Origin of the sequence: Phenylobacterium sp. (assembly GCF_035569475.1) — a bacterium.
Taxonomy (GTDB): domain Bacteria; phylum Pseudomonadota; class Alphaproteobacteria; order Caulobacterales; family Caulobacteraceae; genus Phenylobacterium.
The window spans coordinates 1-19,270 of the sequence record NZ_DATMNA010000117.1; the positions used below are offsets into that span (position 1 = coordinate 1).

21 protein-coding genes are annotated in these 19,270 nt (G+C 70.7%); 15 read left to right on the forward strand and 6 right to left on the reverse strand.

The features are described from left to right. Positions 1-1,398 (reverse strand): HAMP domain-containing protein (locus tag VNW53_RS18680; RefSeq protein ID WP_325557476.1); only part of this gene is annotated, 1,398 nt, incomplete at its 3' end. Positions 1,399-1,886: 488 nt separating this feature from the next. On the opposite strand from VNW53_RS18680, the gene VNW53_RS18685 reads away from it, so the two are divergent. Continuing rightward, positions 1,887-2,045, forward strand: coding sequence for a hypothetical protein (locus tag VNW53_RS18685; RefSeq protein WP_325557478.1), 159 nt, complete (start codon positions 1,887-1,889; stop codon positions 2,043-2,045). A gap of 4 nt (positions 2,046-2,049) precedes the next feature. Beyond that, a complete protein-coding gene (locus VNW53_RS18690; protein WP_325557480.1) occupies positions 2,050-2,313 on the forward strand; it encodes a hypothetical protein in 264 nt (87 codons plus the stop codon). A 3-nt stretch (positions 2,314-2,316) separates the two neighbouring features. Here the strand turns inward: VNW53_RS18690 and VNW53_RS18695 are convergent, their stop codons facing one another. Further along, the gene (locus tag VNW53_RS18695) at positions 2,317-2,952 is read right to left on the reverse strand and encodes a sulfotransferase family protein (protein WP_325557481.1); all 636 of its coding nucleotides are present in this window, start codon (positions 2,950-2,952) and stop codon (positions 2,317-2,319) included. Between the two features lie 145 nt (positions 2,953-3,097). On the opposite strand from VNW53_RS18695, the gene VNW53_RS18700 reads away from it, so the two are divergent. After that, positions 3,098-4,150, forward strand: coding sequence for a PLP-dependent cysteine synthase family protein (locus tag VNW53_RS18700; protein ID WP_325557483.1), 1,053 nt, complete (start codon positions 3,098-3,100; stop codon positions 4,148-4,150). A gap of 126 nt (positions 4,151-4,276) precedes the next feature. Here VNW53_RS18700 and VNW53_RS18705 read toward each other — a convergent pair whose 3' ends face one another. Next, complete coding sequence (locus VNW53_RS18705) at positions 4,277-4,561, reverse strand: hypothetical protein (RefSeq protein WP_325557484.1); 285 nt, start codon at positions 4,559-4,561, stop codon at positions 4,277-4,279. Positions 4,562-4,906: 345 nt separating this feature from the next. Between VNW53_RS18705 and VNW53_RS18710 the strand changes: the two genes are divergently transcribed. From VNW53_RS18710 to VNW53_RS18740, 7 genes are all read left to right on the forward strand, one after another. Continuing rightward, on the forward strand, positions 4,907-6,301 hold the full coding sequence (locus VNW53_RS18710) for an aspartate aminotransferase family protein (RefSeq protein ID WP_325557485.1): 1,395 nt from the start codon (positions 4,907-4,909) through the stop codon (positions 6,299-6,301). 11 nt (positions 6,302-6,312) lie between these two features. Next, positions 6,313-7,233, forward strand: coding sequence for an arginase family protein (locus tag VNW53_RS18715; RefSeq protein ID WP_325557486.1), 921 nt, complete (start codon positions 6,313-6,315; stop codon positions 7,231-7,233). Next, entirely contained in the window at positions 7,233-8,075 is an 843-nt protein-coding gene (locus VNW53_RS18720; RefSeq protein WP_325557488.1) for an alpha/beta hydrolase, read from the forward strand. The genes VNW53_RS18715 and VNW53_RS18720 overlap by 1 nt, the downstream gene beginning before the upstream one ends. Before the next feature lie 8 nt (positions 8,076-8,083). Then, on the forward strand, positions 8,084-9,184 hold the full coding sequence (locus VNW53_RS18725) for a GNAT family N-acetyltransferase (RefSeq protein WP_325557490.1): 1,101 nt from the start codon (positions 8,084-8,086) through the stop codon (positions 9,182-9,184). 133 nt (positions 9,185-9,317) lie between these two features. Beyond that, positions 9,318-9,575 (forward strand): acyl carrier protein, encoded by a 258-nt coding sequence (locus VNW53_RS18730; RefSeq protein ID WP_325557491.1) that lies wholly within the window; start codon positions 9,318-9,320, stop codon positions 9,573-9,575. A 14-nt stretch (positions 9,576-9,589) separates the two neighbouring features. Next, positions 9,590-10,822 (forward strand): beta-ketoacyl-[acyl-carrier-protein] synthase family protein, encoded by a 1,233-nt coding sequence (locus tag VNW53_RS18735; protein WP_325557493.1) that lies wholly within the window; start codon positions 9,590-9,592, stop codon positions 10,820-10,822. Positions 10,823-10,918: 96 nt separating this feature from the next. Beyond that, positions 10,919-13,078: a TonB-dependent receptor domain-containing protein gene (locus VNW53_RS18740; protein WP_325557494.1), complete on the forward strand. Its 2,160-nt coding sequence runs from the start codon at positions 10,919-10,921 to the stop codon at positions 13,076-13,078. A 12-nt stretch (positions 13,079-13,090) separates the two neighbouring features. Here the strand turns inward: VNW53_RS18740 and VNW53_RS18745 are convergent, their stop codons facing one another. Then, entirely contained in the window at positions 13,091-14,086 is a 996-nt protein-coding gene (locus VNW53_RS18745) for a LysR family transcriptional regulator (protein WP_325557496.1), read from the reverse strand. 98 nt (positions 14,087-14,184) lie between these two features. On the opposite strand from VNW53_RS18745, the gene VNW53_RS18750 reads away from it, so the two are divergent. The 4 genes from VNW53_RS18750 to VNW53_RS18765 all read left to right on the forward strand — a co-directional run bounded on the left by VNW53_RS18750 (position 14,185) and on the right by VNW53_RS18765 (position 16,446). Beyond that, on the forward strand, positions 14,185-14,760 hold the full coding sequence (locus VNW53_RS18750; protein ID WP_325557497.1) for a hypothetical protein: 576 nt from the start codon (positions 14,185-14,187) through the stop codon (positions 14,758-14,760). Further along, on the forward strand, positions 14,757-15,353 hold the full coding sequence (locus tag VNW53_RS18755) for a GNAT family N-acetyltransferase (protein ID WP_325557499.1): 597 nt from the start codon (positions 14,757-14,759) through the stop codon (positions 15,351-15,353). The genes VNW53_RS18750 and VNW53_RS18755 overlap by 4 nt, the downstream gene beginning before the upstream one ends. 32 nt (positions 15,354-15,385) lie before the next feature. After that, complete coding sequence (locus VNW53_RS18760) at positions 15,386-15,925, forward strand: isochorismatase family protein (RefSeq protein ID WP_325557507.1); 540 nt, start codon at positions 15,386-15,388, stop codon at positions 15,923-15,925. A 62-nt stretch (positions 15,926-15,987) separates the two neighbouring features. Next, a complete protein-coding gene (locus VNW53_RS18765) occupies positions 15,988-16,446 on the forward strand; it encodes a helix-turn-helix domain-containing protein (RefSeq protein ID WP_325557501.1) in 459 nt (152 codons plus the stop codon). Positions 16,447-16,489: 43 nt separating this feature from the next. Here VNW53_RS18765 and VNW53_RS18770 read toward each other — a convergent pair whose 3' ends face one another. Beyond that, complete coding sequence (locus tag VNW53_RS18770; protein WP_325557503.1) at positions 16,490-16,876, reverse strand: SET domain-containing protein; 387 nt, start codon at positions 16,874-16,876, stop codon at positions 16,490-16,492. Positions 16,877-17,187: 311 nt separating this feature from the next. Here VNW53_RS18770 and VNW53_RS18775 point away from each other — a divergent pair, with 311 nt between their 5' ends. After that, a complete protein-coding gene (locus tag VNW53_RS18775) occupies positions 17,188-17,925 on the forward strand; it encodes a DUF72 domain-containing protein (protein ID WP_325557504.1) in 738 nt (245 codons plus the stop codon). A gap of 35 nt (positions 17,926-17,960) precedes the next feature. Here VNW53_RS18775 and VNW53_RS18780 read toward each other — a convergent pair. Further along, positions 17,961-19,270: SLC13 family permease (locus VNW53_RS18780; protein WP_325557506.1), on the reverse strand; the 1,310-nt coding region annotated here is incomplete at its 5' end.

Genomic DNA, 19,270 nt, shown 5'->3' on the forward strand with positions numbered 1-19,270 from the left:
GCCCACCTCGCGGGCCACGCGGGTCACTTCGGAGGAGAAGGAGTTGAGCTGGTCCACCATGGTGTTGATGGTGTTCTTCAGCTCCAGGATCTCGCCGCGCACGTCCACGGTGATCTTCTTCGACAGGTCGCCGTTGGCCACGGCGGTGGTCACCTCGGCGATGTTGCGGACCTGGCCGGTCAGGTTGCCGGCCATGAAGTTCACGTTGTCGGTGAGGTCCTTCCAGGCGCCGGTGACGCCTTCCACCCGGGCCTGGCCGCCCAGCTTGCCCTCCGTGCCCACCTCGCGGGCCACGCGGGTCACTTCGGAGGAGAAGGAGTTGAGCTGGTCCACCATGATGTTGATGGTGTTCTTCAGTTCCAGGATCTCGCCCTTCACGTCGACGGTGATCTTCTTGCTGAGGTCGCCGCGGGCCACGGCGGTGGTCACGTCGGCGATGTTGCGGACCTGGCCGGTCAGGTTGCCGGCCATCAGGTTCACGTTGTCGGTCAGCTCCTTCCAGGTGCCGCCGACGCCCTTAACCTGGGCCTGGCCGCCGAGCTTGCCCTCGGTGCCCACTTCGCGGGCCACGCGGGTCACTTCGGAGGAGAAGGCGTTCAGTTGGTCCACCATGGTGTTGATGGTGTTCTTCAGCTCCAGCACCTCGCCCTTCACGTCCACGGTGATCTTGCGCGACAAGTCGCCGTTGGCCACGGCGGTGGTCACCTCGGCGATGTTGCGGACCTGGCCGGTCAGGTTGGCGGCCATGAAGTTCACGTTGTCGGTGAGGTCCTTCCAGGTGCCGGCGACGCCCTTCACCTGGGCCTGGCCGCCGAGCTTGCCTTCGGTGCCCACCTCGCGCGCCACGCGGGTCACTTCCGAGGCGAAGGAGCCGAGCTGGCCCACCATGGTGTTCACCACCTTGCCGATCCGCAGGAACTCGCCGCGCAGCGGGCGCTCCTCGTTCTCCAGGTCCATGGTCTGGCCGAGGTCGCCCTTGGCCACGGCGCCGATCACCCGGGCCATTTCGGCGGTGGGGTGGACCATGTCGGTGATCAGGGTGTTCACGGCGTCGACGCTGGCGGCCCAGGAGCCCTGGGCGGCCGGCAGGCGGGCGCGGTGGTTGATCTTGCCCTGGCGGCCGACGGTCTCGCCCAGCCGCTCGAACTCGCGGGTCATCCGGTCGTTGAGCTCGACCACGTCGTTGAACGCCTCGGCGATCTCGCCGTTGATGCCGCGATGGCCGCGCGGCAGGCGGACGGAGAAGTCGCCTCGCCGGAAGGCGCGCAGGGCGGAGAGCAACTCGCCAGTGTCGATCGCATCGAGGTCATGGGCCAAATGGCCATTGGCCCGTCCGTTCCCGCGGCCGGCGGTGCGCGGGGCGCGACGGGCGGGAGCGGCGATATCGGCGTTGGACATGGAATTCCCCGAACTTGACGCTTTCGGGGGGTGGATCGAAGGAAGGCGATCATCCCAACGCCTTCATTTCTGATCGCGGCACACCCCCAGTTTCAACGCCAACGCGGTTTGCGGCGCGCCGGTTCCCTAGAAATCGCCGGTCGACGAACGGGCGGCCCGGGCGTGTCAAAAAGTCTCGACTTCGGCGCGTTTCGGAGACGTTGGCGTTACGAAGCGGCCCAACTCGCGCCGCGGAGGGGCGTCAGTTTGGCGTGGTGCGGAGGCGGATCCTCCTCCCCCCGAGCCCCCGCTCCGCACGGAAAATCGACGTCGCAGGCCAACCCCAACCCCCCGGTCCGCGGCGTCGCTTTCGGCTCCTCCGCCCCCAAGCGGAGGAGCCGTTTTCCGTCGCCAAGCCAAGAGCGGGCTGCGCCGCGCGGCGAATTCGGTGTAAGACCCCGTTTCGCCGGCTCGGCTCGCGCCCCGCCTTACCCTCGACGGAGCTCATCATGGCGCGGAAGCCCAACTACAATTTCGAACGCGCCGAGCGCGACCGGCTGAAGGCCGCCAAGGTGGCCGAGAAGGCCCGCGCCAAGGCCGAAGCCCGCGAACGCGCCCGCCTTGAAGCCGACCCGTCCGCGCGGCCCGCCGACGACGACCAGGACTAGGACCATGGCCGACGGCGCGATCTACAATCACGAGACCGTGGCGCTCGACGGCGAGGTGTTCTCGTCCTGCGAGTTCCGCGACTGCCGCCTGGTCTATTCCGGGGGCGAGCCGCCCAGGTTCGAGGACTGCCGCATCGACGATTGCGAGTGGAAGTTCGAGGAGGCCGCCGGCCGCACCCTGGCCTTCCTGAAGGTGGTCTGGGGCGCCGGCGGCAAGGCCCCGGTCCAGGGCCTGATCAAGGAAATCACCGGCGGCGGCGGCCGCTAGCGGTCAATGGCTCGGCGGGCCGCCCGGTCCGCCGGCCGCGATCATGGCCGCGAACTCCTCGCGCGAATTGACCTTGGGCATCGGGAAGTCGGGGACCGGGACCCCCAGGAAGCCGCACAGAGGCTCCCAGCCCTGAGCGACCTCGTAGACCAGCAGGCGGTCGGCCGGGATGACCTCGCGCACCCTGGCGTTGTGCGCGCGGAACACGGCCTTGGCGTGCTCGCGGTCATGGATGCGGCCGTCGAACAGGTCGAAGACCACCTTCTTGAGCATCTTGGGGAAGGCCGCGTCTGGCGGCGGGACGCCGCGGTCCATGAAAATCGTGGCCTGGGTGGACTCGAACCAGTCGTCCGGGTCGCGCTCGGTGAGGATCACCTTGGCGGCCGGATAGGTCTCGGCCAGTTCCTTGTAGTAGGTGGCGTTGGGCCAATCGACGGTGGCGTTATAGCCGGCGAAGATCTTGCCCCAGTCGGCCTTGGCCGGGTTCTCCGCGGCCTCGATCCACCAGCCGGGCGCGGCCGGGTTCTTGAACACCTCGACCATGTGGTAGCAGGGCCCGACGCCGAGCGCGTCGAGCGCCACCTTCAGGGACATGGTCCCCGTGCGGCCGAACCCGGCCCCGATCACCGAAAGCGTCATTGGTTTTCCCCCTGGCGCAGGACTTTGGGCTTCGCAGGCCCCGTCCTCAAGCCCCCAGAAAAGGTCCGGGCGATCCCGGTTCTGCTGAATTGACTCGCGCGCCGGGCGGGGCCTTCTGTTTTGCCGCCGACAAGGGAGACGCGAGATGGCCAGGTACAACAGCATTCTGGGGACCGTGGGCAATACGCCGGTCGTGCGGATCAACCGCCTGGGGCCGGCCGGCGTGAACCTCTTCGTCAAGCTGGAGGCCTTCAATCCGCTGGGCTCGGTCAAGGACCGCCTGGCGCTGGGGGTGATCGAGGCGGCCGAGAAGTCGGGCGAGCTGAAGCCCGGCCAGACGGTGGTGGAGGCGACCAGCGGCAACACCGGCATCGGCCTGGCCATGGTCTGCGCCGCCAAGGGCTATCCGCTGGTGGTCACCATGGCCGAGAGCTTCTCCATCGAGCGGCGCCGGCTGATGCGCTTCCTGGGCGCCAAGGTGGTGCTGACGCCCGCGGCGCTGCGCGCCACCGGCATGGTGGCCAAGACCGTCGAGCTGGCCGAGACCCACGGCTGGTTCATGACCCGGCAGTTCGAGAACGAGGCCAACGCGGCGATGCACGAGCGCACCACGGGTCCGGAGATCCTGAAGGACTTCGAGGGCGAGCAACTGGACTACTGGGTCACGGGCTATGGCACCGGCGGCACGCTGAACGGGGTCGGCCGCGTGCTGCGCGCCAAGAGCCCGAAGACCAGGATCGTGGTCTGCGAGCCCGCCGATGCGGCGCTGATCGCCAGCCACGAACCGCAGGCCTACAAGCCCGACGGCTCGCCCGCCGCCGGCCACCCGGCCTGGAAGCCGCATCCCATGCAGGGCTGGACGCCCGACTTCATCGCCAAGCTGACCGGCGATGCGGTGGATGCGAACTACGTCGACCAACTGATGGCGATCCCGGGCCCCGAGGCGATCAAGCTCAGCCAGGAGCTGGCCACCAAGGAAGGCATCTTCTGCGGCATCACCTCCGGCGCCACCTTCGCCGGCGCCCTGAAGATCGCCGAGAGCGCGCCCAAGGGGACCAACATCCTGGCCATGCTGCCGGACACCGGCGAGCGCTATCTCTCGACCCCGCTGTTCGCCGACGTCCCGAGCGACATGACGGAAGAGGAGATCGCCATCTTCCGTTCGACGCCGATGTTCGCGGAACCGGCTCCGGTCTAGAGCCCTTCCCACTCAGGTTGAATCAACCTGAGTGGACAAGAAGGGCTCCAGATATAGGCGACGACCCTGTTCTTTCCCGACTGACTTGATCCAAGTCAGTCGGGACAGGGTCTAGACTTCGGCCGCCTAGCGGAAAACGTGGATGCCGCCGGCGCCGCGCGCCGGCGCCTCGGCGAGGCCGCGGATCTCCAGCCGCGCCCGGCGCGCGCCGCAGACGCAGCGCAGGCGGCCCTCGAGGCCGGCGGTGGCCTGGCGGGCGAGCCCCTGGCCCACCCAGGGTCTGGGATCGATCACCGCCTCGCGGCCGCAGCGGCAGACAGCCCACAGGCTGGACCGGGCGGCCAGCGCCTGGTTGAGCCGGGGCCAGGCCGGCCAGCCCTCCAAGACCCGATGCGATGCGCCGTCCGCCATGATCCGCTCTCCATCCGCAGTCCGACGCGAACAAAAGCAGAACTTTCGGAGTCGCGCGAGTCCCTCAGAGGTGTGGCGGCGGGGCCGCGCAACCGCGCGGCGACCGTATTTGAGCGCGGGCCGTGCTTGGCTTCTTGAGGCGGAGGCGGCATTACGGCGTCGTAAATAGACGGGTGGCCGGCAACACAGGTCTGAAGAACTACAATCGTCTGTCGAGGGCGCCTCGCGGCGTCGGCGGTGGGCCCGACTGTCACATTCCTTCACACGCGATATGAGCCCAGATTGTCGGTGGGCGTCCCTGTCGCCATGTTGGCCCGCCGGACTGGGCCTTCTCGGAGTTTCTGGATGTACGACGCGCCCGCCCCCCAATTGACGGAATCCGAACTGCGAGCGCTCGATGCGCAATATTGTTCCTGGGGGGACACCGTCCACTACCTCGCGCAGCCGAAGTTCTTCGAGACCTGCGAAGGCTCGTACATGTACGACGCCGAGGGCCGGGCCTACCTGGACCTGCAGATGTGGTACTCGACGGCCAACTTCGGCTACCGCAACCCGCGGCTAAACGCCGCCGCCCACCGGCAGTTGGACACCCTGCCGCAGATCGCCTCGCAGCACCTGCACCGTGAGAAGGTGGAGCTGGCCGCGCTGATCGCCCGCGACGCGGAGGCGAAGTTCGGGGCCAGGGGCCGGGTGCACTTCAACGTCGGCGGCGCCCAGGCCATCGAGGACAGCCTCAAGGTCGTGCGCAACGCCAAGGACGGCAAGGGCTTCATGTTCGCCTTCCAGGGCGGCTACCACGGCCGCACCCTGGGCGCGTCTGCGATCACCTCGTCCTACCGCTACCGCCGCCGCTACGGCCACTTCGGCGACCGCGCGCATTTCGTGGAGTTCCCCTACGCCTTCCGCGGCCCCAAGGGCATGAGCAAGGAAGAGTACGGCGACTATTGCGTGCGCAACTTCGCCCGCCTGTTCGAGAGCGAGTTCCACGGGGTCTCCGACCCGCGGGCCGGCGAGAGCGAGTTCGCCGCCTTCTACGCCGAGCCGATCCAGGGCACCGGCGGCTATGTGATTCCGCCCAAGAACTTCTTCATCGAGCTGAAGAAGGTGCTCGACCAGCACGGCATCCTGCTGGTGGTCGACGAGGTGCAGATGGGCATCTGGCGCACCGGCAAGCTGTGGTCGATCGAGCACTTCGGCGTGCAGCCCGACGTGCTGGTGTTCGGCAAGGCGGTGACCAACGGGCTCAATCCGCTGTCGGGCCTGTGGGCCCGCGAGGAGCTGATCAATCCGGAGGTCTTCCCGCCGGGCGCCACGCACTCGACCTTCAACGCCAACCCGATGGGCACCGCGGTGGCGCTGGAGACCCTGCGGATGGCCGCCGAGGGCGACTATGACCGCACGGTGCCGGAGAAGGGCGCCTATTTCCTGGCGGGCCTGCAGGAGCTGCAGAAGCGCTGGCCGCAGATCGGCGACGTGGACGGCCTGGGCCTGGCGCTGCGCGCCGAACTCTGCGGCGCGGACGGCTTCACCCCCGACAAGTCCCTGCTCGACCGCATGGTGGCCGAGGGGCTGAAGGGCGACCTGGACGTGGGCGGCAAGAAGATGGGCCTGATCCTCAACGTCGGCGGCTACTACAAGAACGTCATCACCTTCGCCCCCTCGCTGGACATCACCCACGAGGAGATCGACCTGGCGCTGAAGCTGCTCGACGCTCTGCTGCGCCGCTGCGTCACCACCTGAGCGCCACCGCAATGCGCGCGGCGCTCCTCCATCTCGACGCGGCGCTCACCGGGCAGGAGACGCTGGCCGCCAGGGTGGCCGAGGGCGGCGGGCATGCGCTCGACGCCCGCGAGCTCGGCCCGGCGCTGCGGCTCTGGAGCCGGCCGCCGGCGCTGGAGCGCCTGCGCGCGCGGCTGCGCGACGACCTGCCCGCCGCGGCCGGCCCGGCCATGGTGTTCTCCGGCTCCGGCGACTTCCACCACGTCAGCCCGCTGCTGCTGGAGCGGGCCCTGGAGGCGGCGGACTGTTCATCGGTGACGGTGCTGCATTTCGACAATCACCCCGATTGGGTGCAGTTCGGCCCCGGCGTTCACTGCGGATCCTGGGTGGGCTGGGCGGCGCGCATGCCGCAGGTGGCCCGGGTCCTGACCGTGGGGGTCTGCAGCCCCGACATCCGCCGCCCGAGCCCGCGCCGCGCGGACCTCGACCTGGTGACCGAGGACCGGCTGGAGCTCTACGCCTACCGCGAACCGGACGGCGCCGAGGCCGTGGCGCTCTGCGGCCGGAGCTGGCCCACCATCGAGACCCTGGGCGAGGCCGCCTTCGCCGAGTTCCTGGCCACCCGCGTGCCCACCGAGGCGATCTACATCACCATCGACAAGGATGTGCTCGCGCCCGCCGACGCGGCCACCAACTGGGACCAGGGCCGAACCAGCCTGGAATTCCTGAAGCGGCTGATCGCGCCGCTGCTGGCCGGCCACCGGCTGATCGGGGCCGACGTGGTCGGCGACTGGTCGCCCGCGGTCTATGGCGGCGGGGCGCTGGCCGGGCTCATGAAGCGCGGCGAGGCCCTGCTCGACCAGCCCTGGTCGCGGCCGCCGCCGGCGGCGTGCGCGGCCAACGAGGAGGTCAATCTGGAACTGTTCGACCTGATCGCGGGAGCCCGCGCCTGATGGCCAAGGACCGCAGCTTCCGGATCCGCGGCGAGGGCGACCGAAAGGGCGTCCTGCTGATCCACGGCCTGACCGGCGCGCCGGCCGAGATGAAGGCCGTGGGCCGCGTGCTGCACCGCCAGGGCTTCAGCCTCTACGCCCCCCTGCTGGCCGGCCACGGCGGCACGGAGGCCGACCTGCTCGAGACCGGCTGGCGCGACTGGGTGGACTCGGCCAAGGCCGCCTATCTGGATTTCGCGCAGGAGGTCGACGAGGTCTATGTGGCCGGGATCTGCGCGGGCGGCGCCATCGGCCTGGAGCTCTGCGCGGCCTTCCCGGAGATCAGGGGCGCGGCGGTCTATTCGATGCTGTTCGAATACGACGGCTGGAACATGCCCCGGATCACCACCGGCGCGCCGCTGATCCAGGCGGTGGCCAACCTGCCCCTGCTGCGCAGCCTGAGCTTCGTACAGCCGCACCCCTATGGCCTCAAGGACGAGCGGCTGCGAGGCCTTGCGGAGAACGCCCTGCAGGCGCTGATCCCGGGCGCGCTCGACCGCATGCCGCTGGGCTGCATGCACCAGCTCTACCGCCTGGCGCGTCACGTGGAGAAGATCGCCCCGGGCATCGAGGCGCCGGTGCTGATCGCCCACGCCCAAGAGGACGACATGGCCAACCCGCGCAACGCCTACCGGCTGCAGCGCGCGCTCGGCGGGTTCAGCGAGGTCGTGATGCTGGAGGACAGCTATCACATGATCCACGTGGACAAGCAGCATGCGCGGCTGGGCGAGCTGACGGCCGGCTTCTTCGGCGGTCCCGTGCTCGCCCCCGCGGCGGTTCGACGCGCGACGGTCGAGGCCTAAGGCCCCCGATGCGCCAGGCCACTGTCGTCGGCAGCCTGGAGGCGGTCGGCCGGGCGGAATGGGACGCGCTCTTCCCCGACGCCCTGGAGGGCTACGACTACCTGCTGGCGGTGGAGCGGGCGGGCCTGCCGGATTTCCGCTGGCGCTATGTGCTGGTGCGCGACGAGGGGGCTCTGGTGGCCGCCGCGCCGGCTTTCCACACGCGATACGACCTGGAGACCACGCTGGTGGGGCCGGCCAAGCGGGCGATCGCGGCCGCCCGGCGACTGGTCCCGGGCCTGCTCAGCCTGCGCCTGGCCGGCATCGGCTCGCCCTGCGCCACCACCGCCGGCCTGGGCATCGCGCCCGCCGTGGCCGAGGCGGACCGTCCGCAGGTGCTGGGCGAACTGCTGGCCGCCTTCGAGGTCGACGCGCGCGCCGCCGGGTGCGGCCTTTTCGCCCTCAAGGACGCGCCGCAGCCGCAGCAGGCGCTGTGGGACGCCGCGGCGCTGCCGCGCGGCTATCGCGCCATGGCCAGCCTGCCGATCGCGTCGCTGGACATCGGTTTCGCCGACATCAACGGCTACCTCGCCCGCCTGACCTACAGCGCGCGCAAGGACATGCGCCGCAAGCTGCGGGTCGCGCCGGAGCTGCGCATGGAGGTCCGCACCGACGTGGACGATGTGGTGGGCCAGCTCTGCGCCTTCTACGAGGCGACCCGCGCGCGGGCCGACATGGCCTTCGAGCACCTGACGGCCGCCTACTTCACCGGGGTGCCGCGGCAGATGGGCGGGCGCGCCTTCTGGGTGCTCTATTTCCAGGGCGAGGCCCTGGTGGGCGGCAACCTGCTGGTCCAGGACGAGACCACCCTGCTGGACAAATACATCCTGATGGACCCGGTGCGCGGGCGCGCGCTCAACCTCTATTTCGTGAGCTGGTTCACCAACCTTGGGCTTTGCCTGGAGCGCGGCCTCAAGCGCTACGTCCCCGGCCAGGCGGCCTATGAGAACAAGCTGCGGCTCGGCTGCCGGCTCACCCGCACGGCGATCTATTTCCGCCATCGCAACGTCGTGCTCAACGCGATCATGCAGGCGTTCGCGCCGCTCTTCGCGGCCGACCCCACGGCGTGACCATGGGGGCCGGCTCCAGGTGCGGCGGGTTGACGCTTGGCGCCGGCGGGCTGAGGCTGTAGGCCTCCGGCGGCGTCCGGAAGGGTGTAGGGGCCGCGCTGTCAGCGGCCGGTTTTGTGGAAGATACGTCGTCATGGCCCCAGTCATTCCCAGCGACGACGAGCTCTTCGACGTGATCTCCAAGGAAGCCCTGATCGACCGCGCGACGCTCAAGCGCGACGCGAACCTGGAGGATCTCGGCATCGCCTCGCTGGACGTGATCAGCGTGCTTTTCGAGGTCGAGGAACGCTACGGCATCGTGGTGGAGGCCGAGGAGCTTTCCGACTGCAAGACGCTGGGCGAGCTGATCGACAAGCTGAAGGACCGGGCCCAGGCCACGGCCTCCGCCTGAAGCGAGGCGCCTTGGTGAACCGCATCGCCGTGACCGGGCTGGGCGCGATCTCGGCGCTCGGAGGCTCGGTCGAGGAAAACTGGCAGGCGGCCCGCGACGGCCGCGGCGGCATCGCGCGCACCATCATGGGCGACAGCCCCTACGGCCCGGGCGGGCTGGAACTGCCCATGGCCCGCGTTCCCGACGGCTATGAGGCGGCGCTGGACGAGCGGCTGGGCAAGCCGGTGGCCGGCGGCCTCGATCCCTTCGCGCGGCTGGCCCTGGCCCCGGCGCTGGAGGCCCTGGAGCAGTCGGGCCTGCGCGGCGACCCGGTGCTCGACGAACGCACGGCGGTGATCTTCGGCCACGGCCTGGGGGGCCTCGCCACCCTGGAGGCCGGCTACGAGCGGTTCTTCGGGATGAAGTCGCCGCGCCTGCACCCTTCGACCGTGCCGCGGGTGATGGTCAGCGCGGGCGTCAGCGCCGCGGCCATGGCCTTCGAGATCCGCGGGCCGGTGTTCGCCACGTCCAGCGCCTGCGCCTCGTCGGCCCACGCGATCGCCCAGGGCGCGGCGATGATCGCCATGGGTCAGGTGGACTGCGCCCTGGTCGGCGGCAGCGAGGCGGTCTCGACGGCCGGCTCCGTCCGCGCCTGGGAGGCGATTCGCGCCATGTCGCCCACGACCTGCCGCCCATTCTCCGCCGACCGCGACGGCATGGTGCTGGGCGAGGGCGGGGCGGTGCTGATGCTCGAGGCGTGGGACCACGCCAAGGCGCGCGGCGCGCCGATCCTGGGCGAGCTGGTCGGCTGGGGCATGTCGTCGGACGCCTTCCACATCACCCAACCCTCGCCGGAGGGGCAGGCCCGCGCCATGCGCCAGGCGGCGGCCCAGGCCAAGGCGCTCGACCGCGACGACATCCTGATCTCCGCCCACGGCACCGGCACGCCGCTGAACGACGCCGCGGAGACCCAGTCCCTGGTGGAGGTGTTCGGCGAGCGGGCGCGCGCCCTGCCGGTGATCGCCACCAAGAGCGCCCACGGCCACCTGATCGGCGGCTCAGCGGCCCTGCAGGCGATCATTGGCCTGCGGGCGCTGGCCGAGGGCCTGGCTCCGCCGATCCAGAACTTCACCGCGCGCGACCCGGCCTGCGACCTCAACCTGGTGCTGGGCGAGGCCCAGCCGATCGCCTCCAGGCTCCTCCTCCAGAACGCCTTCGCCTTCGGCGGCCTGAACGTGGCCCTGATGTTCGCGGCCCCAGAGGGCTAGACCGCCGACATTGGCGATACTCAATCTTGACCCCACCCGGCGGTGACCCGGCGCGGCCTAGATCAAGCGCGGGCTCTCGGCCCCAGTGGGAGTGACATGCGACGACTTGCCGGTTCGGTGGCGCTGCTGGTCGTCAGCAGCGCGGCGCCAGCCTTTGCGGAGGCCCCAGCCGCCAAGCCGTCCGGCGCCCCGTCGGTGGCCGAGGTCGTGGTCACGGCCGAAACCCCGCCCGCCCAGACCCAACTCGACCGCAAGGTCTACAGCCTGACCAACGAACTGCAGGCCACGTCGGGCTCCGCGGCCGACGTGCTGAACCAGGTGCCGTCCGTGGCCGTCGACGCCGACGGCAATGTCAGCCTGCGCGGGGACGGCAACGTCACCATCCTGGTGGACGGCAAGCCCTCGGCGCAGTTCTCCGGCTCCTCCCGGGGCCTCAGCCTGCAGCAGTTTTCGGCCAGCGACATTGCGCGGATCGAGGTGCTCACCACGCCGCCGGCCCAGTTCAAGGCCGAGGGGTCGGGCGGGGTCATCAACATCATCACCAAGAAGACCCGGCGCGCGGGGCTCTCCGGCAGCGGCCAGATCAGCGCCGGCGAGTCCGGCCGCCTGGTCGCCGCGCTGAACGGCGCCTACAACAGCGGGCCCCTGAAGCTGTCCGGCGGCCTGGGCGTGCGCCATGACGTCCGGGAGCGCCTGACGACCAGCAACCGCGACGTGCTCGACCCGACCTCCAACGCCCTCGTCGCCAGCCAGCAGAGCATCGACGAGCGCCAGAGGCGCTGGACCCCCTCGGCGAAGGCCGGCATCGACTACGACCTGAACGACCGGCAATCGATCGGCGCCTCGTTCAGCCACCGCGAGCTGTTCGGCAAGCGCTACTTCGACCAGAACAACTCCGACGGTCCGGCCGGCGGCGCCATCGCCGACCTGTCCGCTCGGCACGACGACGGCCACGACTGGAACGTCGACGCCAGCGAGGGCCTGCACTTCGACCAGAAGCTCTGGCGGCCGAACGAGACCCTGAGCCTCAACCTGCAGCACAGCACCGATCGCGAGCGGGAGACCAACAACTACCGCAACAGCTTCACCCTGCCGCCGTCGGGCCAGACCTTCGACGAACTGCGGCTCAGCCATGACATCGTGAAGACCGAGTTCAGCGCCGACTACGACCTGCCGCTGGCCGACGAGCGCGAGGTCAAGCTCGGCTACGACCTGGAAAGCGACCGCAACCGCTTCGATCCCAGCGGCGGGAACGTCGATCCGGCCACCGGCCTCATCACCGACAACCCCGCCATCACCAACCACTTCCGCTATCACCAGACGATCAACGCGGCCTATGGCCAGTACCAGGCGCCGCTGGGGCCGTGGCAGGTGCAGTTGGGCGCGCGGTTCGAGGCGGCCCAGGCCACGGGCCTGCAGGTCACCGGCGACCTCATCAACCGGCGCAGCGACTCGGGCCTCTACCCCAGCCTGCACCTGGACCGCGCCGTGGGCGCCGACGGCAAGCTTTCACTGGGGATCGCGCGGCGGCTGACGCGGCCGGATCCGGAGATCCTCAACCCGTTCATCGACACCCAGGACACCCACAACCTGCGGGCCGGCAACCCGAACCTCGCCCCGCAGGACACCTGGTCCTACGAGGCCGGCTACAACATCGCCGCCCAGGCGCTGAGCTACGGCGTCACCGCCTACTACCGGTTCGACCGCAACAGCCTGACCGACGTCGTCCGCCCGATCAGCGACGAGGTGCTGCTGACCACCAAGGCCAACCTGCCGAAGAGCCGGTCGGCGGGCGTGGAGTTCACGGCCAACGGCAAGCTCGGCCAGCAACTGGCCTACAACCTGAGCGGCGACCTGTTCACCGCCCAGATCGACGCCACGGCCCTGGGCGCGCCCGGCCTGAAGTCGACCACCGGCCTCAACCTGAAGGCCAGCCTGGATTGGCGCCCCACGAAGGTCGACACGGCGCAGATCTCGTTCAGCCGCGCGGACAAGCGCCTGACCCCGCAGGGTTCGGTCGACGCGATCAACCTGGTGAACCTGGGCTACCGGCGCCAGTTGCGGCCCGACCTGGCGGCGGTGGTGACCGTCACCGACCTGTTCGACGGCCAGAGGTTCCAGCGCCTGATCGTCACGCCGCAGTTGCGCGACAGCTACCTGCGCAACCAGTACGGCCGGATCGCCTTCGTGGGCCTGATCTACACCTTCGGCGGGCAGGGCAAGGCCAAGTCCAACGGCTTCGACTATCAGTCCTGACGGCGCCGGCGGTCAGCCCGTTTGACGCGTCCCGCTCTCGCGTGGCGCGCCTGCGGCCTCGATGCGCGCGGCGAACTCCGAAGGGTGGACGAACTCGGACCGGTACCAGGGGCGCCGGCGGGCGTCGAAGATCGACTTCAGCCAGTCCTTCACCAGGCGCACCCGCGCCGGGCGCACGGCGTCGCGGTGGTGCACGAGCCAGAGCTTCGCCGGCCCGACCTTCAGGACGTCCAGCATGACCAGGTCCGGCTCCACCGACGCGATCGCCGTGGGCATGGCGCCGATCCCGATCCCGTTGCGCACCGCCTGGATCACCACGGCGCTGGCGTTGGTCTCGATGCGCTTGTGCGTCAGCACCTGCCAGGCCTCCACCCGCGGGCCCCAGAGCTCCTTCTGGTGCGTCTGAGCGGAGTGGTGGACGTAAGGATGCAGCAGCACCTCCTCGATGGTGGCGGGCGCGCCATAGAGGCTCACGTATTCGCGTGAGGCGAACAGGGCGTAGTGCACGTGGGCGATCGCCTGGGCGACGGCGTCCGGCTGGGTGGGCTCGCTGAAGGTGAGGGTGAGATCGGCCTCGCCGTCGAGCGGACGGTCGGGCCACAGGCCGCAGTCGATCGACAGGTCGAGCCCCGGGTGCGCCCGCATGAACTCCGGTAGGAAGGGCGTGATGAAATAGGCCGCCACGCCATCGGGCGCCGCGAGCCGCACCCGGCCTTCGGGAAGGGTTTCGCTGTCGGCGACCTCGAGTTCCAGGGACTCGGCCATCTTCTCCATCGTCCGGACGCGCGCGAACGCCGCCTCGCCCGGCTGGGTGAGCGTGACGCCGCGGGGCCCGCGCAGGAAGAGCGTGACGTTGAGCTGGCGCTCCAGCTCCTCGACGGCCCGGGTCACGGTGGAGGGGTTGAGGTGCAGGGCCCGCGCCGCGGCGTTGATGCCGCCGGTCTGCGCGACCGTGAAGAACACCCTCAGGTTCGACCAGTCCGCGCGCCGCTTCGTGACCTCGCCCATTCCGACCCCCGGCAGTCCTGCAGGGACCCTATTGCAATCTTCGCGGGCGCCCAAGGCCGCATGCACGCGCCAGACCTCGGGGATCGGGAGGTGGACCCATGGGCGGAGATCCGATCCGGCATTCAGCGGCGTTCACGACAAGACTGCGGCGCGAACTCGCCGCGTTCGATGTCCGGCCCGCGGCGCCGGGCGAGGTGGCGGCGGCGAGGGACCTGGCTGCGAAACTGATCGGAGCGGGCATCGCCACGACCGGCGAGCTCGACCGTGTCCAGACCCTGACCGGCGGCGCCGCCCTGTTCGTGACCGAGGAGGCGGGCGCGCTCTGCGGGGTGCTGGCCTTCATCCTGTTGAGCGCCGGGGGGGTGCGGGCCGTCCGCCGGGGATCGTTCGACGCCTGCGCGCCGGCGGCGCCGCACCTGGCCCGCCCGGGCGAGGCGATCCACGGCTTCTATGGCTGGGGCGTCGCGGCGACCACGAAGCTGTCGGCGCGGCGGGTGGTCGAGGGCGCGCGGGCGGTGATGGCCGGGGCGGTGGGGCCGCTTCCGAAGTTCGCGCGCCCGACCACCGAGGCGGGGCATCGGCTGATGCGCGAGCGCCTGGGGTTCGTGGACCTGCCCGGGTCGGACAGCGGCCTCGTATGGCAACCGCCCGCCGAAGCGGCGGTGGCGGCGTGAGACCGCCCTCAGACCCCTGCGCCCGCGCCGGGGCCGCCGGCGGCTATAGCGTCGGCGTCGTACGCACCCTCGATGAGCTGGCCCAGGTCCAGGCCGTCCGGTCGCTGGTCTACATGGGCGACCAGGCCTGCCCCTACGACGAGGAGTTCGACGGCAACGATCTGAGCGGCGCCACGCATCTGCTGCTGCGCTTCGGGCGCGAGCCGGTCGGGGTGGTCCGCCTGCGCTGGTTCGGCGAGTTCGCGAAGCTGGAACGGCTGGCGGTTCGACAGGCGCACCGTGGGGGGCCGGCCCTGCTGCTGCTCTGCCGCGCGGCCTTCGACCTGGCGGCGCGCAAGGGCTACCGGCGGCTGATCGGCCACGCCCAGGTCCGGGGCGAGGCGTTCTGGCGGCGCTACTTCAAGGGGCGGCCGCGCGCCGGCCGGCCGGTGTTCACCTTCTCCAGTTACGCCTATCGGGAGATGGAGTTCGAACTGGCCCCGCACGCCGCCGCGGTCGGCCTGGCCAGCCCACCCATGGTGCTCCTGCGGCCGGAGGGCGACTGGGACCGGCCGGGCGTGCTGGAAGCGGCGCCGGCGGACCTCGCCGCGTGACGGGGGCGCCGGGCCGCGGCTCGGACAGCGTGATGCTCCTATGCCTGGACGCCGTCAGCCTCGCCGCCGACACGGACGCGGAAGCCGATCCCGCCTTCTCCGGGTGGAGCGTCAACGCGGCCACGCTGATGGGCCGGGCCCGGCTGCAAGGCTGGTCCGTCCGCCATGTGGTCTCGCGGCGGCCGCGGCCGGGCGAAGACTCCTGGCGGCCCATGGCGGGCCTCGCGCCGGAACCCTCTGAGCCGGTCTACCACCGTGAGCAGCCCTCGGCCCTGTCCAGCCCTGAACTCGCCGCGGCGCTCGGCGACGGACCTCGATGGGACGTCGTGCTCTGCGGCGTCTCGGTTCGCGGGTCAGCCCTGGCGACCGCCCTGGACGCCCTGCGGCTGTCGCTGCGCCTGACCCTCGCCTCGGACGCCGCCTGGGTTCCATCGGCCGAGCGCGACGGCCTCGCGGGCCTGCTTGAACTGCAACGCGCCGGTCTCGCCCACAAGGCGTTCCGGCTCGCCTCGACGGAAAGCCTGCTGAGGTCGTGGCGGCCGCTTCGCCTGGTGCAGGGCGGGCGCGACTGACACCCGCGCCTCTTCCCTTTATCCAGGCGAAGACTAGGATTCGCACGAAAAGGGGGCGAGCGATGCGCGAAGGTGAGGGGCCCGATCCGATCGACGTCGCCGTCGGCGCGCGGATGCGTATCCGCCGTCAGGCGGTGCGCATGAGCCAGTCGACCCTGGCCGAGCACCTCGGAATCACCTTCCAGCAAGTGCAGAAATACGAGCGCGGCGCCAACCGGATCTCGGCCTCCATGCTGGTCAAGGCGGCGCGGGCGCTTGACTGCTCGGGCGGCTCGCTGCTGGGCGATCCCGGCTTCGACAGCCCGGCGCCTTCGCCCCAGGACGACGCCATGCAGGCCGAACTCAACGCCCTGCTCGCCATGCCCGGGGCTGTCGACCTGCTGCGCGGCTTCGCCCGGATTCCGCCGGGTGACGCCCGCGCGGGCCTGCTTGCGATCGTCAGGGGCCTGACGCCGGACCCCTGCTCGGCGCGGCTCCCGATCCGGCAAGACCCGCAGGAGTCCCCGGCGCGACCGGCCTGACCTGGCGGCCGCAGGTCGCCTTCAGACGCGTGGAGCGCGTCGGCTAGAACCCGTTCCCGTTGCGCCGGACCTCGTCGCAGATGGTCGCGTAGTCCGACGTGAGCTCCTCGCCCGCCGCGAGGTCCCGCGCGGCGTGATCCTCGCCGAAGGAGATGGCGTTCGAGACGGTGCTCGGCGTCGGCGAATGATTGAAGAAGCGGCCGTTGTCGCCGCACAGGACGAAGAGCCGGCTGGCCTCGTGCCAGGTGGAGTAGGTGCGCAGATAGGCTTGAACGTGCTCCGGCAGGGAGGCGACCTCGGCCAGGGTGTAGACCCGGTCGATGCGCGAGTCGAAGCGCCAGATCAGGCCGCCGCGCGGCACGGGCGCCGTCAGAAACACCCCCAGCCCATGGATCGTGCTGGTCTTCAGGACGGTCTCGACCATCATCATGGAGGCAACGAACCTTTCGCAAACAGAAGGCGGCGGTGGATCAGGGATCGATGAGGCCGAGGCTTTCGACCCGCCGATAGGCCTCAACAGGTGTTGCGGGCCGCGGTTCCGCGCGCGCGGCTCGACGGGGAGAACCCCAGGCGCGCGAGCGAGTTTAACTGCGATGCCGCCGCGCTGGCCCAGCCGTCTTTGGATCGTCCGGCGCCGCGAGTCCGGGGCGCGCCTCGCCCGTCGGCTGGGCCCGACGGGGTTTCCGGCTCGCCGGGTTTCCGCCGAGGCGCCCGCCATCCGCGCCGTGTTCGGCTGAGGCCGTGCCACGGCCCGAACCCTTCGTCGGGACCGCCGGCTGGACCGTTCCGCGCACGGTCCGGGACCGGTTTCCCGCCGGCGGCTCCGGCTTGGAGCGCTATGCCGGCGTGCTCCGGGCGGTCGAGATCAACAGCACATTCTACCGTCCGCACCGCCCCGAGACCTTCGTGCGGTGGCGCGAGAGCACGCCTCCGCATTTCCGCTTCTCGGTGAAACTGCCGCGCGCCCTGACGCACGAGGCGCGCCTGCAGGGCTGCGAGGCCGGACTGGATGCGTTCCTGCGGGAACTCGGCGGGTTGGAGGACAAGCTCGGTCCGCTGCTCGTGCAGCTTCCTCCCAGCCTCGTCTTCGATGCGGCCGTGGCGGGCGACTTCTTCGGCGCGCTTCGGCGGCGGACCGCCGGTCCCGTGGTGTGCGAGCCGCGCCACGCGAGCTGGTTCGCAGGGGACGGCGACGCCTTGCTGGCGAGGCATCGGATCGCGCGCGCGGCCGCCGACCCTGCCCGCAGCCCCGCGGCCATGTCCCCGGGCGGCTGGCCGGGCCTTGCCTACTGGCGCCTGCACGGGTCCCCGCGGATGTACTATTCCGCCTACGCCGAGCATGAGCTGGCCGCCCTGGCCCGCGCCATAGCCGCGAACCCCGCGGGCGAGCGATGGTGCATTTTCGACAACACCGCCTCCGGCGCAGCCGCCGCGAATGGCCTGGCCCTAAAGGGCATTCTGGACCGCGCGCTGGCCTGATCCCCGGCGACGGCCGCGGCGGTGGGCGGCCGGCCTCAGCCGGTCGTCCCCCAGACCCGCGAAATCAGCAGGGTCCCGACGATCAGAACGACGACGCTGAGGGGCGCCCCCAAGCGGGGATAGTCGGAGAACCGGTAGCCGCCCGGCCCCATCACCAGGGTGTTGCACTGGTGGCCGACGGGGGTCAGGAAATCGCTGGCCGCGCCGACCGCGACCGCCATCATGAAGGCGTCGGGGCTGTAGCCGAGCCGCTGGGCGAAGGTCGCGGCGATCGGGCCGAACACCAGGACGGTGGGCGCATTGTGCATGAAGGGCGCGCTCAGCATGGCGAGCAACATGATCGTTCCCAGCGAGAGCAGCGGCGGAGCCCCGCCCAGGACGTGGGACAGGAGACCGGCCACCAGGTCCGCCCCGCCGGTGGCGTGGATGGCTTCGCCGACGGGAATCAGGGCCGCGATCAGGACCAGGACGGGGCCGTCCAGCGCCGCATAGGCCTCGCGCATCCGCAGGCCGCCGACCGCCACCATCGCGACCGCCGCGGCGAAGAAGGCGATCGCCACCGGCACCACATGGAAGGCGATGGCCAGCATGGCCGCCGCCAGGATCGCCACCGGGGCGAGGACCCGGCGGATACCGCCCAGCCGCACCTCGCGCTCGGCCAGGGGCAGGAGCCCGAGGGCCTTGATCGCACCGGGGAGGGTGCGCTCGCCGCCTTGCAGCAGCACGATGTCGCCGGCGCGGAAGCGTACGCTGCGCAGGGTCTGGCGCAGGCGATATCCGCTGCGGCTGACGGCCAGAAGGTTCACCCCGTGCTCGCCGTGCAGGTTCAGGCTCCGGGCGCTCTCCCCCACAAGGCTGGAGCCGTCCATGACCACCGTCTCCACCAGCCGGATTTCCTCGGTGGCCTCTTCCATCGCCACGGGCCGATCGGAGCGGGTGAGCTTCAGCTTGGCGCGCGCGATCACGGCTTCCAGGGCTTGCTGGTCGCCCTCCAGCAGCAGGCGATCGCCGGGATGCAGGTGGGTGTTGGCGTGGGGCGAGGCCCGGCGCTTGCCGTCGCGCATCAGGGCCATGACCGAGACGTCGCCCTCGGCGCGCGCCCGGACATCGCCGACCCTGGGCTTGGCGGAGGTCCAGCCCTCGGGCACCTCCACCTCGGTGACGTAGGCGTTGCCGGCCAGGGCGGCGTCCATGGTCTCGGTCGGCGAACGGCTGGTGGGCAGGATCCGGTAGGCGAACGACAGGAAGAGCACGCCCAAGGCCGTCAGGCCCAGGCCCACAGGGGCGAAGTCGTACATGCCGAACGGCTTGCCGTAGAGTTCCTGCCGCACCTGGCTCACGATGA